Source organism: Vibrio sp. D417a (genome assembly GCF_030248595.1).
Lineage (GTDB): Bacteria > Pseudomonadota > Gammaproteobacteria > Enterobacterales > Vibrionaceae > Vibrio > Vibrio alginolyticus.
On record NZ_JAHGAM010000008.1, the window covers coordinates 166,466 to 180,614 of the forward strand.

11 protein-coding genes and 1 pseudogene are annotated in these 14,149 nt (G+C 42.5%); 2 read left to right on the forward strand and 10 right to left on the reverse strand.

Annotated elements, in window-relative coordinates:
• Positions 1-2 precede the first annotated feature (2 nt).
• The 4 genes and pseudogenes from KI742_RS09745 to KI742_RS09760 form a co-directional block, all read right to left on the reverse strand.
• Positions 3-883, reverse strand: a pseudogene (locus tag KI742_RS09745) (YjjW family glycine radical enzyme activase).
• 22 nt (positions 884-905) lie between these two features.
• Positions 906-2,450 (reverse strand): YjjI family glycine radical enzyme, encoded by a 1,545-nt coding sequence (locus KI742_RS09750; protein WP_213901120.1) that lies wholly within the window; start codon positions 2,448-2,450, stop codon positions 906-908.
• A gap of 212 nt (positions 2,451-2,662) precedes the next feature.
• The gene (locus tag KI742_RS09755; protein WP_005377741.1) at positions 2,663-3,286 is read right to left on the reverse strand and encodes a LysE family translocator; all 624 of its coding nucleotides are present in this window, start codon (positions 3,284-3,286) and stop codon (positions 2,663-2,665) included.
• A 202-nt stretch (positions 3,287-3,488) separates the two neighbouring features.
• Entirely contained in the window at positions 3,489-4,706 is a 1,218-nt protein-coding gene (locus KI742_RS09760; protein WP_025766705.1) for an HD-GYP domain-containing protein, read from the reverse strand.
• A 487-nt stretch (positions 4,707-5,193) separates the two neighbouring features.
• Here KI742_RS09760 and KI742_RS09765 point away from each other — a divergent pair, with 487 nt between their 5' ends.
• The gene (locus KI742_RS09765) at positions 5,194-6,897 is read left to right on the forward strand and encodes a bifunctional diguanylate cyclase/phosphodiesterase (RefSeq protein ID WP_258470154.1); all 1,704 of its coding nucleotides are present in this window, start codon (positions 5,194-5,196) and stop codon (positions 6,895-6,897) included.
• Positions 6,898-7,004: 107 nt separating this feature from the next.
• On the opposite strand, the gene KI742_RS09770 is transcribed toward KI742_RS09765, so the two are convergent.
• From KI742_RS09770 to KI742_RS09790, 5 genes are all read right to left on the reverse strand, one after another.
• Complete coding sequence (locus tag KI742_RS09770; protein WP_285386038.1) at positions 7,005-7,478, reverse strand: response regulator; 474 nt, start codon at positions 7,476-7,478, stop codon at positions 7,005-7,007.
• Entirely contained in the window at positions 7,465-8,802 is a 1,338-nt protein-coding gene (locus KI742_RS09775; protein ID WP_285386039.1) for an ATP-binding protein, read from the reverse strand. Before KI742_RS09775 ends, KI742_RS09770 begins: the two co-directional genes overlap by 14 nt.
• A 3-nt stretch (positions 8,803-8,805) precedes the next feature.
• Positions 8,806-10,224, reverse strand: coding sequence for a DASS family sodium-coupled anion symporter (locus KI742_RS09780; protein ID WP_017634015.1), 1,419 nt, complete (start codon positions 10,222-10,224; stop codon positions 8,806-8,808).
• Positions 10,225-10,473: 249 nt separating this feature from the next.
• Complete coding sequence (locus KI742_RS09785; RefSeq protein WP_017820619.1) at positions 10,474-10,938, reverse strand: GNAT family N-acetyltransferase; 465 nt, start codon at positions 10,936-10,938, stop codon at positions 10,474-10,476.
• 35 nt (positions 10,939-10,973) lie between these two features.
• Positions 10,974-11,336: a hypothetical protein gene (locus KI742_RS09790; RefSeq protein ID WP_017634013.1), complete on the reverse strand. Its 363-nt coding sequence runs from the start codon at positions 11,334-11,336 to the stop codon at positions 10,974-10,976.
• 480 nt (positions 11,337-11,816) lie between these two features.
• Between KI742_RS09790 and KI742_RS09795 the strand changes: the two genes are divergently transcribed.
• The gene (locus KI742_RS09795; protein WP_031781286.1) at positions 11,817-12,374 is read left to right on the forward strand and encodes a DUF3750 domain-containing protein; all 558 of its coding nucleotides are present in this window, start codon (positions 11,817-11,819) and stop codon (positions 12,372-12,374) included.
• A 51-nt stretch (positions 12,375-12,425) separates the two neighbouring features.
• On the opposite strand, the gene KI742_RS09800 is transcribed toward KI742_RS09795, so the two are convergent.
• Entirely contained in the window at positions 12,426-14,003 is a 1,578-nt protein-coding gene (locus KI742_RS09800; protein WP_005389121.1) for a sensor domain-containing diguanylate cyclase, read from the reverse strand.
• Positions 14,004-14,149 lie beyond the last annotated feature (146 nt).

Consider the following 14,149-nt stretch of genomic DNA (forward strand, 5'->3'; position numbering starts at 1 on the left):
TACTACGTAAGTACTGTCGGCACTGTGATAGGGTTACTCACGTAGCATCGAAGCTCTGATTTTAAGCGTTCGATATCATGATGAGAGCACATATCCCAAGTTAACGCCTCCCCCACTACTCCGTGATGCTGAAAGGCATTTAAACGGATAAGCACCGATTCAGGAAGAGTACTCAAGTAACGTCCAATTGCTACGATTTCTATATCTAAATCACTTTTTGGGGAATATGCAGTAAGCGGACCTCGTACAATTTTTCGTGCTCAACAAGGTACTGAAGGGTTTTAAATACACGATGATTATCACGCCCAGTTAGCCACTGATGCGTCTCCGTCTGCCACGCTTTCAAATCGATCATTGCGCCATCCAGAAAAGGTAGAATACGCTGCCAACCAGCAACCGCTAAAGAACCGTTACTGTCGATGAAACAAGAGAGGTGCCGTAATTCAGGATCTTGTTTTATCCCTTTAAACAGCTCAATAATGAAAGGAAGTTGTAAGGTAGATTCCCCACCGGATACTGTAACACCACTGATGAAAAAGCGATGCTTGCGTATCAAATCGAGCATTGTTACTACAGAGTAGTCAGTAATTTTTGGATTAGATTGGTTCTGACATATCTCTATACAATGATCGCAGTGGGTGCACTCCTCTTTAAGCCAAACAACGTTGTTGTTTTCGTCGAACTTCAATGCGCCTGCTGAACATTCACTCACACACTCACCACAATGATTACAATGGTTTATCGTGTGAGGATTGTGGCAGTTCAAACACTGATAGTTACAACCCTGTAGAAAGATGACTAGACGATTTCCTGGCCCATCAACACAAGAGAAAGGAAGGATACGAGTGACTTTTGCCAAAAGGCTTCCACTTCGTCTAGACATCTTGTTCTTTCCTAAACCGAACTTATGCCTGCGTGTAAGTCGGTGTTACTTCATGACTCACCACACGTGGCGAGCGTTCTAAAATTTTGGTATTTTTTGCTGCTTCTGCACCTAGACACGTCGTGTTGGTTCTCGAACCTTCTTTATCATATTTCGCGACATCTGAAAGTTTGATCATGTAGCCTGTCACGCGAATTAAGTCATTTGAAGTGACATTCGCGGTAAACTCACGATAACCAGCATTTAGTGCCCCTTTACATAAATTGAACATCGCTTCTGGGTTAGATTTCACCGTTTCATCAATCGTCAAAATATCGCTGATACCCGCACGATAATACTGATGATGCTTCGCCGTTGCTTGTACATAAGTGACAGGGTCTGGCTCTGCACCATAAGGCAGACGTACACCTGGCGTAACATCATGATCTAAGCTAATGCCGCCTTGTGCATGTAAGAGCGCTTTGCCATCTAAACCATATTTCACCGGGGTTGAGTCCACCAGTTTAGCCAGTGTTGCTGAAACATCATGAGCAAAAGTATTTGCTCGATCATTTTTTCCGTATCGCCCTATTTGCCCTTCTTTTTCAAATAGAAGGTTTACCGCTTCGGCCATGCCGTAAACGCCATACATTGGCGCGAAATAGGACTCTTTTATCAACCCTTCTTGCGTCAAAAAGCCTTGAAAGAAGTTCGATTTTTCATGCAAGTGCGTGCTTCTTGCGTTTATGAGCTCGACCATTAATCGATGGTAAGAAGGCAACGCACTGTTTAAGAAGTCGTTACAGTCTGATGCTCGTTTTGCAACTTCTTTTAAATTCATTCGCACCAATGTGTTCGAGCCACCTGCTAATGGAAGCGAGTTGTAGCAACTTACAACACCAAAGCGTGAGCCGTTGTAGGCTTTCGCGTGCATTGGGTAATTGGCGATATGCGGTTTACTGCATTCACAAATGTTCTGTGTCGCTTGACGAAGTAAATCATCAGGTGTAACTGTCTCATCGTACATAAAGGTGAGATTCGGTGCGATCTGCTTGAGCTCCGCATCTACTTTTAAAACAGTGCGACAAATAATGTTGTCTGTCGGTCCGACATTCACATGCATAAACGCATCTGGCAATGTGCGATCCAGCATGATCCAAAAATGTTTTAACTTTTTGTAAATCTGGCTCTCTGTTAGGTCGCCTATGTAAGGCAACAAGACATCATCTAACTGGCCTAAGTAAACCGGAATGTTCGTTACCGAAGGAACATGATGGTAAATGATGGTCAGCATGTTCAACGCATCATCGAAATCATCAGCCGGAGACAACTCTAAATAGTCTGAGCCTTGCGATAGAAATTTAGCGTAATCAGGCAACACATAGCGAGGTTTAAACGGTGCATGACCTTCAAACATATCGCAGATGATGCCTTCATCCATTGCTTGTCTCAGTGATGGAGATACGGTCATGTAAGGAATGCACGCTTCCGCCTCTAAAGCTAAAAAACTCGACTTCTGTTTTGGAGAAAGACGGACGTCGGTCGCGATATCTAGAAAACGTTGTTGTAGTTTAGAAAGGCTTGTCATCTAAGATATTCCTACAAAGTAACCACAAGCCCACAAGACAAAATACGAGCTCTACCCCTAAAGAGTAACGTGATTTTACTCCTGCTTGGCTGTTGCCACTAATGAAAATAAACAAAACGTCTATTTCCATTCTGGAAATAAGACAAAGCTAAATTAGCGCATTCCAACTTACTATATGGGAAAACCTAACTGCGTACCGAAATCTGTCTTATTTATCGGTTTGCCGTCGACAACATCACGCCTGCACCAATAAATACTCCACCAGTCAAACGATTGAACAACTTCGCCCTTCCAGCGACAAACAACCAATCGGAGGCTTTTACCCCTAACAATGCATAAAATGTTAGCCAGCTAAGCTCAAAAACCACAAATGTAGACGCGAAAATCGCGTATTGAGCCAGTAGCGGTGCGGAAGGTTCAATGAATTGAGGAAACAAAGCGGTGAAAAAGACTATCGCTTTGGGGTTACTAGCGCCAACAATGAAACCACTAGTGAACGCGCTGAACGCTGTCGCGGAACTTTGAGTCGTTGCCGTTTTATTAAAATCTGTCTGAGATGAGCGCAACGCTTGAATACCTAACCAGATTAAATAAGCGGCGCCACACCATTTGATAATATTAAAAACTAACTCAGATGAAGCAATGACAACTCCCAGCCCGGTAAATGAGAGCGTAAGGATGATCGTAATCGCAGACAAACTGCCAAGCGCAGTCATGAAAGCAATACGAAACCCACTACTCACTCCTTTACTTAAACACAACAGTGAGCTTGGTCCTGGTGAAGCTGTGAGCACGAGAATAGCAAGAGTGTAAAAAATCCATGTATCTATTTGCATTGGCATCCCTTCCAGCAAAATGAGGTTTATAGCCCATTGTGTATAGAACTATTTTATCGCCCGGTTTCTATCCATGAAGCCGAGGTCTTAATAACCATCTTGCATCTAAATAACTTAGAAAAAATTAATAGATAGTTATGCAAATAAAATACGATCTACATGCAAGGATGTAAAGCCTGTTGTATAAGCTTATCTATTTCTCTTAATCATAAAAAGGCTTAGGATCGATCTCTAACGATGAAGGCGCGATCGCTCTTTCAATTTTGTACGCACTCGTTTTTAAATCCACCATCGTGACATCAATGTATCGTTTATACTTGCGGGAGTAGAAACATTTCACTTCTGGCTTTAATGCTTGAGATTCATTTGAAGACCAAACAATACCAACACGCCCATCGTTCAACTCGACAATGGAGCCGACGGGGTACATCCCAATGCAATTAATGAATTTGTAAACTAAGTCGGCGTCTAAATGAAATGGCGTTAGACTCAACAAGATTTTAAACGCTTCCGCAGAACTCATGCCTTTTTTGTAACAGCGATCAGCCGTTAGCGCATCGTAGATATCTACAATACAGCTCATACGGCCGTGAATTGGAATCTCCTCCCCCTTCAAGCCTCTAGGATAACCATTGCCATCTAACTTCTCGTGGTGCATCAAACAAACATCACGGCTTACGTCACTAAGTCCTTTTACGTGAAGGATTATCTCACCTGCGAACACTTGATGTAGCTTCATATGTTCAAATTCTTCAGGCGTTAGCTTCGCTGGCTTGTGCAAGATCTTATCATCGACTTTAATTTTACCTACATCATGAATAATGCCACCAACAGCAAGCTGTTTTAGCGTTGGCTTATCCAAGCCCAAGTACTTACCGAATGACACTAAAAGACAAGCGACATTGACGGAGTGTTCCAATAAGTAAGAGTCTTTTTTTCGGAGTGCAGAGACACACTGCAACGCATCTGAGTCAATCAAAACACTTTCAATGACATCGTCAGCCCAAGCTTCTACTTCATCAACTTCAATGATTTTTCCTTCAAAAGTTTGATTCAATAGTTTCTGCGCCAAATCTTTTGCTTCGGCGATCAGCTTTTTGGCTCGCTTGTGTTGGATGTCTCTCGAACGATAAGTTCGTTGACCCCTCTTAAAATCGGAGTGTTTCTGCTCTCGCGTCTCTTTAGTGGCATCAGTTGATTCATCTACAGGCTTGAAGACACACTGCTGCGAAGATAATGTTTGATCTACCCAAACATACTTTACGCCACTTGTAGCAAGCTTCTTAATGCCTTCAGGGCTAGATATCCGCCCTGCATTGGCTAAATTGACGCGCTTGTTGTGCTCTATCGCGGTAACAAACATACCAACGCCGATATCAGCGAGCGCAATTTTGATTGAATTTTTCGGATCGTACTGCATATAAAGAAGGCTTACTCGATATTAACGTCCGCATTATAAGAGATTTGATTACTTGGCGTGATAATAAATTTGAATTGATTACAATTAATGAGCATCCTGTCAATTAATAATCGGTCGCGCTCATTAAGTCCTTTTTGTTATTATGGTTTTATCCAAGATAACATATATACAAATGACGTTAGAAAACAGCACATTGATACCGACACAACTGAAAATAACTTTAGGATAATTATTCATAAATATTTATAGATTGCGGACGGCATCAATAACTGTATTTTATAAATGATTTTTACTGTTGACTATTTTTTATAAATGTCGATGATTAGCCGCCTAATCTTAGTATGTTATTAACCTAGTAGCGCATAAAATGATAGCCAAACAATTTGAACTGACACTTTTGTGATTGTAATGTACGCCAGCAGATCAACTCTATGTTATCAACCCCAACACTCATCTCTGATGCTAAAAGGCTCGAGGAGGAAATATCTTGACCACCATATTTGACCAACAAGTCTCAGATAGTGACCGAGAGTTCCTAAAAATCGTCGAAGAACGATTCATTCATATCTTCGATGTATTTAACGAAGGCCTCTTTTACATGGATGAGTTTGGCACCATGGTATTTTATAACAAGGGCTTTTATGAGCAGCTTGGTATCAACGCTGGTCGAATCAGCTTAGAGCAATGGTTAGACCTTGTTCACCCTCTCGATCGAGAAAGACTCTCCACTCGGGTCGATGCTCACATCATTACCAACAACACGAGGGTCACAACGACCTACCGCGTGCGTAAACCGAATGGACAGTACGTCTGGATTGAAGGCGTAGCCATGACCAAAGAAACAGAACATGGTCATTATATGGTTGGTAGCCACCGTGATATTTCTGAACGCAAGCTGATGGAAAGCTACATTCATCAAGTCGCATTTCATGACAATGCGTCAGGTATGGCTAATCGCGCCCATCTCTTGCTGGATATTGAAGATAGTGTGCGAGCCACCGATTCTTGTGCATCTATCTGTTACATTCAGATAGAAGAGATTAAATCTTACTTAAATCAATATGGCAGCGAGTTGGTCGATGGGTTAGTGGAAAAATTGCTACAAACTCTCAGTCACCTACCTTCTCCAAATAGTTCTGTATATCGCGTACATGATGATGACTTTGCGATTTTGATTCACGATGAATGCTCGGTAGAAACGCTGCAAAGTTATGCCGAAAGTTTAAAGGAAACCTACCACGAGGCAGTGATTGAAGAGGGCCAATACTTAGGAAGTAACATTAGTATTGGTTTGTATCCTTGCATAGATCCAAGTCACTCAGCAGAGGAAATATTACGTAAAGCAGCACGAACTTGTCAGTACGCAAGCGAGCAGAATAAAGACCGTGTTGCGGTTTACAGTGAGAAAACTCAGCATGCCGTAGACCGTTATTTCTTTATTGAACAAGGTCTAAAAAGTGCACTAGAAAAACAGACATTAAGCGTTAAGTTTCAGCCAATTATTGACGCCAAAAGCTCAAAAGTGGTGAGCTTCGAATCTCTGGTTCGCTGGCGTAGCAAAGAGTTTGGCGAAATTTACCCAGACGAATTCATCCCCGTCGCAGAGAACAAAGGTTTGATTGTCGAGCTCGGATATCAAGTCTTTGCCAAAGCGTGTGAATTTATCAAAAACTACCGTGATCGTTACCAAAACCAAGTTCGCGTCAACGTGAATGTTTCTGTACTTCAGTTAATGAACAGTGAATTCCCTGCGCGAATTAAAGCCATGGCGGATGAGGTTGGTGTCGATCCTGAGTCTATTGTGTTGGAACTAACAGAAACGTTTATTTTGGATAATAATCAGACAGCCATTGCCCCTCTGAATACCCTCAGGGAACTAGGATTTGCACTCTCTCTGGATGACTTTGGATCTGGTTACAGTTCATTAAATAGCTTCTTCGACCTCCCGATGACACAAATCAAAATTGATAGGTCGATGGCGTGGAAAACACTAACCAACCGCTCTTCACAAGAATATCTGAAGTTTCTTATCACTATGTGCCAGGAAAATAATATTGAAGTAGTGATTGAGGGAATTGAAGACGCCAAAATGTGTGAATTTTTTACCGAAATGGGCGTCGATTATCTGCAAGGTTATTGGTTCTCTAAGCCACTTTCTGTTGCCAGTGCAAGCCGCTATTCGTTGAGTTAAGCATACTAGAGCAATATTCCGCACGGCCACGTTAAACATGCTGAACTATTCACTATAGATTTCAGACACTAACTGGCCGTGACGAAAACAAGCTTAATGTCCCCCGATTAACGTAGACGTTCAAACACCACACTCTGATCTAAATGTTCGTGATACTGAGTGTAATCTAAGCCCACATCAAAGATATATTGGGTCACCAGGTTTCTAACGCACTCTATTAATTGGCTTGCTTGCCATGGTTTTTCAAAGTAGCGGTCAATGCCTGCGGAGTTGATCGCATTAATCGTATCGGTGTGCGTCGCTTGCCCGGTAAGAAGCACTTTCCTCGTAAAGCCAAAACGACCGTCCTTTGATACATCGGTCAGCAGCTCTACTCCCGTTTTACCTGGCATCACATGATCGGAAATAATCAATGCGATCATCTCGCCTTCTGCATCAAATTCATCCATCAGTTCTAGAGCCTCACCTGCTGATTCGCAGTCTTCGACATTCAACCACTGATTTAACGGCTCTAAATCTTGTAGAACCGCGCTTAGTACCTCTCGTTGGTCATCAACGCAAATTATATTAAGCTTCTCCATGTTCACCCTCTACTGGTAACTTGATTCTAAAAATCGTTTTTTCACTGTCGCTCTTTACTACAATAGAACCGTTATATCCGGCGATAATGCGCTTCACAATCGACAGACCTAACCCTAAACCAAACGACAATCCCCCCTTTTTAGTGGTGAAGTTTGGCCGGAAAATTTTTCTACGTGTCGCTTCATCAATTTCTGGTCCGTTGTTAGCAATCGTGACCAAAATTTTACCCTTACTCTCCCGAGTATGTATTTCGATACCGGGTTTCTCCGTTTCACCAAGTGCATCGCACGCATTCTTTAATATATTTACCCAAACTTGGACGAGTTCGGTTTGAGAACCAATAAAAGCAGGTAAATCCGCAGGGCTAAAACGAACACTCACTCGTCTTAAGTCACTTTGCAATAGAGCCAAGGCGCGATTGATTGAATCATTGATGTTAATCGCTTCATCCAAGTCGATATCCGTGCGCCCCAATTGTTTTACGGATCGTACAATGCCAACGGTATGTTTAGAGGCAATGCGTAAGTCATGGAGATCTCGTCCCATTTGCCAGAAACGTATCGCTTCTTCTGGTCTTTTTAGCCAATGTTCCGAAAGGAAATTATTTGGAACGGCACGTGCAAGATCACGAGCAACCTCCTTGGTTAAACCGTAGTATTTTTCGAAGTGGCGCCCCCGCTTTCTCGCTTCGCTAGAAGAGACTTTCTGCCCTTGCATTAAACCAAAATCAAAAAATTGACTCGCTTCCGGATGAACTTCTTCAAGCAGTTCCATGATAACTGTCTCTAGCCGTTCTGATTTACTGCTTACAACGCCTATCGCATTGTTCAACTCATGAGCAATACCCGCTGCAAGCTGCCCCAACGTTGTCATTTTCTCTGCGGTATGAAGCTTTTGTAGTGCTTTTTCTTTAGCCAATGCCTCTTGCATTGCGCGCCGTTGACGACGAGATAATTCGTTAACCATCACAGGCATAAATTGTGTCGTCAATGGTCCGTATGTCGCCTCTTCCACGGCGGGCGTATCGCGCTGTATCCAAGCCAATTCAACATCGGTTTGAGCAATCACTGTCGAAGAGGCAGTCCACGTACCAGAAAAGAAACTGTGTACGCCAATAAACGCACCTTGAGACGCAGAAAATACCTGGATCGGTTTCTTGTCATCTTCCGCGTAATAGCCCGCCAGCTCTCCCGAAAGCACATAGTACAAGCGATCGTTGTAGCCTGCTTGCTCAATAAGCACCGACCCGGATAAAACCGTTAATCGGCGTTCAAGGTGATTAAAGTAGCGTTGTACTAACGCGTCTAACTTCGTTTCGTACATGGGTTATCCAATATGCCCAACAGTATGTAAAATCCACACCATCACAAAACTGAGTAATACGCCAATCACGCCTAGCACGGCACCGATACGAGCCATTTGGCCGCTCTCGACATGCCCTGTTGCATGAGCTAACGCGTTTGGTGGCGTACTGATTGGTAACGACATACCGAGTGAAGCGGCAAATGTCACGACCAAGATTAGAGTAACTTCACCGCCGAGAGGCGTTAGCGAAGCCATAGAAGTACCCAGCGCAGCCATAATCGGCATCAGCAAGTTTGCGGTGGCTGTATGCGACATAAAGTTTGCCATTAACAAGCACAAGAAAGCCGCACCAAACAAGACAACATATGGCGAGAACTGATCAAACGGTATGCTGTGTACCACCAGCTTCGCAAGCCCGGTTTTATCTAGAGCAAGGCCCAGAGCAATACCGCCTGACACCAACCAAAGCACATCCCAAGAGATTTTCTTCAAGTCTTCTTTGTTGATGATGCCCGTCAATGAGAACACTGCGACCGGAATTAATGCTACTGTGTAAGAATTCATTCCATGTGCAGAACCCATCAACCAAAGAATAATCGTGCCGGCAAAGGTGACGTAAACCATTATTGCTTTGGGTGTTTTCAAAAACTTGCTTTTAATGTTCAGATCGATGGTGGTTTGTTCGGCTTTATACAAAAAGCCAATCAGAAACCAGGCTAACGCCATCATCACAATAACGAATGGCACACCAAATACCATCCATTCACCAAACGTAATTAAGTTGTCACCAACCAAATATTTTAGGGCGATGGCATTCGGTGGCGTGCCGATTGGAGTACCAATGCCACCAATGTTGGCCGCAACAGGAATACACAAAGCGAATGCAATTCGACCTGGGTCTTTAGGCCCGAAAACTGCTATCACAGGGGTTAAAATGGACAACATCATCGCTGTTGTTGCGGTGTTTGACATAAACATGGAAAAAACAGCTGTGATCAGCATCAACCCCAGCATAACGAACTTTGGTTTTTGTCCAAATGGTTTGAGTAACACTCGGGCTAAGTTGACATCTAACCTGTACTTTGTCGCCGCCATAGCCAAAAAGAAACCGCCGAGGAAGAGCATAATAATCGGACTAGCGAAGGTCGCCATTATCTCGTTGTATTGTAATAGTTCACCAAAATGTGGCTGCCCCTCTTGCAAACGAAAGAGCACAATACCTTTATTTGATACAAGCAATAGCTCTAGGACAATGATCACAACCGAAGTGGCGTAGATTGGAATTGGCTCGAATACCCAGCAAAGTGCGGCAAGCAAGAAGATTGCAATCACTCTTTGCTGGACGATAGTAATGCCATCAAATGGGAACGCAGAGAGAGGCATTAACCAAACAAGCAATGGTATCAATGTTGGAACAACGTATTTGAGATAAGGGCGCATAGTACTACTTCTCTTCCTGAGATGGTTAGCCAGACACATTTGGCGTTTGGAACGCTATTACCCGCCGCAAAACCAAAACTTTCAGACTGTTTTTTAAGCCTTCAGAGACGAAATGCGGTAATGGCGTTCCAGAGAAGATTATGTACACTGTTTTCAAACAAAACGTTGGTGCGAGATCAATGAACTCGCTTTCACATTGGAAAACATTTTATATCTGTGTTCAAGCTCACTAAATGCTCACTATTTAAGTTAAATATACTTTTCCATCATAAAGTTAGTTAAGGTTTCTCCCCTAACCTCAACACGTTGTCGAGACTTAACTGTGAAACCCATTTTCTCGTAAAAAGGTCGGGCGGTAATACTCACTTCAGAATACAGTCGTTTTATCCCCTGTACTTTCGCCTGTGAAAAAAGAAAAGACATCAAATCACGACCAACACCTTGTCCTTGGTATTCATGATGGCAAAAGAAATGATCAATCAAGCCGTCACCTTGCAAATCACAATAGCCAACGACCTGCCCTTCTATCTCCGCGACGTACGGTTGAATATCGTCCATTTTTCGTTGCCACACATCGAGGTCAAAATCTGATGGTGCCCAAGCGGAAACTTGTGATTCCGTATAATCGCGACGATTAATGATTCGCACAGTATGGTAAAAGAGTGCCCACAGTGTTGGGGCATCCTCGGTGCGATAGCAGCGTATTGAGAGCATCAATTTCCTCATTCCTATTCAATAAATACTAAGCATTAACGCAAAGTGATACTAGTGAACTCATCATTTTCAATGCCAATCACTAAAGGCTTCCCAATCTGATCACTGTTCATCAATACGGTTGTATTCAGCTCTCGGCTTGATCTGCGTATATTGCTTTTTCTTATGATATGAATATTCACAATATAATCGGAATACTCCTTTGTGATTCCGCCGGAAAATTCTACGTGCTCACTTTCATTGTCTCGGACAACATGAAATTTTCGATTGGCTTGAATATCAGTACTGATGGAGGAGTCACCATAGTTCAGCACAACGGACGTTGGTTCGCTATCTTGATTGGCAAAACAGCCAAATGCGAACATGCTTAATGCGAGTATACTTTTTGATTTAAACATTAATTATTCTATTTCTAGTTATTTTTCTGCTATTTGCATGACCAAACAGCACTTGTTCTGTGAGCGCCTATTGTGCCATAGCTGAGCGCTGACTCTAAACGCGCAAAAAGATGAGCGATGAAAATTCCGCCCAAAACAAGCAAATGCGAGACAATGTGAGGGTCCCAAACTCACTCAATCAGTCAAAATCCACTGTAAACCTCTGTTTTTTCAATGTTTTTAATTCATGTGGCCGTGTAAGGAATACATACAACCTCTTACTTTTTCATACGCAACTAGACGAATCGTTCGAGAAATACGGCATCGTCTATGCCACATGTTACAAATCGGCTTACCTTATTATTACGTATGAACTGGAATTATGGCACTAACTTCCCTCTCTCTTTTAATAAGGAGAGGATTTCAACTATCAGACTTGCCACGTTTTTATAGCTAAAATCAATAGAGCGTTACCAGCATCGGTTGGTCTAGGAGCAATAAATGAAAGACCCTCTCAACTTTACTCACCTTGTAAAAATTTGGCTCATGTCAATCGCGGTTATGCTGGGTGGATGCACTCAAGGAGATTGGCGTACCGCAAGCAGAGAACCTGCGGGTATCGCACCCGATCCTTCCAATGTCAAGCATGCTGTGATTGAGTTTTACGCCGCAGACGCGTTTGGTTGGCGAGGCTGGTTTGCCGTTCATACATGGTTTGCAATAAAGCCTGAAAATGCGAACGAATATACAGTGTATGAAGTAGTCGGCTGGAGAGTGAATCGCGGACAACCCGCTCTATATCAGTACCAAACTGGGACGCCAGATCGATATTGGTATGGTGCAAAACCAGAAAAGATCCTCTCCATACAAGGTGAAAAGGCCCACCAGCTTATCCCTAAAATACAAAGTGTTATTAACCAATACCCTTGGGCTGAAGAATATACGCTGTTTCCAGGGCCAAATAGCAATACATTTCCGGCTTGGGTGGGTAAACAAATACCAGAATTAGAGCTGAACTTGCCGTTTCGCGCAATTGGTAGCGGTTACGCCAGCGATTAACAGCAAAGATTAGTCACTGGCTCGTTTTATGTTCAGCATAAAGCACAATATCTATTGTGCGTCGTCACCCAACTCCGTTCTATTTCTTCCATTATGTTTCGCTTTATACAGTGCATTATCGGCGTCTTTCATTACCGCTTCAATTGGTGTGTCATTGCCTTTCCAATGAGAAACACCCAACGAAACCGTGACCTTACCAACCACCTGAAAGTCATGTTGTTCCACGTTGTGTCTAATACGCTCTGCAACATCCATAGCGTGGTTTACGTCTGTTTTTTCCAAAAACATCATAAATTCTTCACCGCCAGAACGACACAGGTGATCATTAGAGCGAGCTTGGTCTTTCATTAACTGCGCAAACTCTCTAAGTAAATTGTCACCCACGTCATGGCCATAGTTATCGTTTACGCTCTTAAAGTGGTCAATATCTAGCGCCAAAACAGAGAACGCGGTATTTTCCTGCTTAAACAAACCAAGAACTTTATCTAATCCACGTCGATTCAATAATCCAGTCATCGAATCTGTTAATGTATCCAGTTGCAGCTTATCAATGGTTTTTGACACGATACCAAATGCTTTAAGAAAGCTAAGCTTCAAATGTGAGACCTCAAAATACCAAGACTTAACCAGTTTGAGATCATCGATAGAGGATGAATGTTCTTCGACACCTCGCACAGCACCCGCTAACTGCCAAAGTGGTCTAGAAATAAGAAGGGACAAGAACCAAATTAGCAACAAAGTTAATAAACCAATTGGAATCGACTTAAGGAAAACATTCCACATCTGTTCATCTAGCACAGATAACGTCATCGATTTCGGGCGCTGAGCAACAATTCCCCATCCTGATGACTTTACTGGTGCATAACCAGCAAGCATTTCGACGCCGCGAGAGTTAACAATTTCTTTGTTACCGCTCTGCCCCATCGTCACCGCTTTGATTGCCTCATTATCGTCGATTACTTCACCAACTCTCGATTGATCTGGGTGATAAATCAGAGTGTTACTCTCATCGACAACGTAAAGGAAAGAACCATCTTTGTATGCGTGCTGGCTGAGTAACTCTGCAAGAATATTTTCTTTTTCTAGATAAATAGTGCCGCCGATATAACCTAAATATTCATTAGATTGAGAAAATATAGGGTATGAGATGGTTAACAAGTAATTTCCAGCTGGCGATATAAATGGTTCAGTAACAACCGGTGCTTGAGCGTTTAAAGACTGGCGTTTTCTTTCACCCACTAACCTTACACCTTTCACCTGAAGTGTTTCAGGGGATACAGAAATAATAACCCCTTTTGCATTAACGACAACCACAGAGTTAAATGATTTGGTTTGCGTTCTTAATCTCTCAGCCTCTTTATCAAGAAGCTGAGCGTCATGCATCTTGTCTTTTAGCACGTTCGCACTGTATTTTAGCTGCGACATTGAGCTTTCTATGAAAGAGTCTGTCATTTCAGACATTTTTTGGGCGTAAACACGGTTTGATTCTAACGTGTTATTGATGATGAGATCCCTTTGAACACGATAAATCGAGTAGAATGCGTTGATCAAAGTGACAAGCACACTGAACACACATAGGGTGACAATAAGATTTCTAAGATTGAGTTTTTCTTTTCTTCTAAAAGACATTGCCAATGGCCAACTTTGAAGGCTTTCTATATGAATGAGCGTATAGGTTATATGAAATTGATTTGATTTTCAGGTAGTAAGTTGGGATCAATGTTAATATTTGCTCACATTAAAGAACACTTTATGAGCTAAAAAGAGAATTCAGT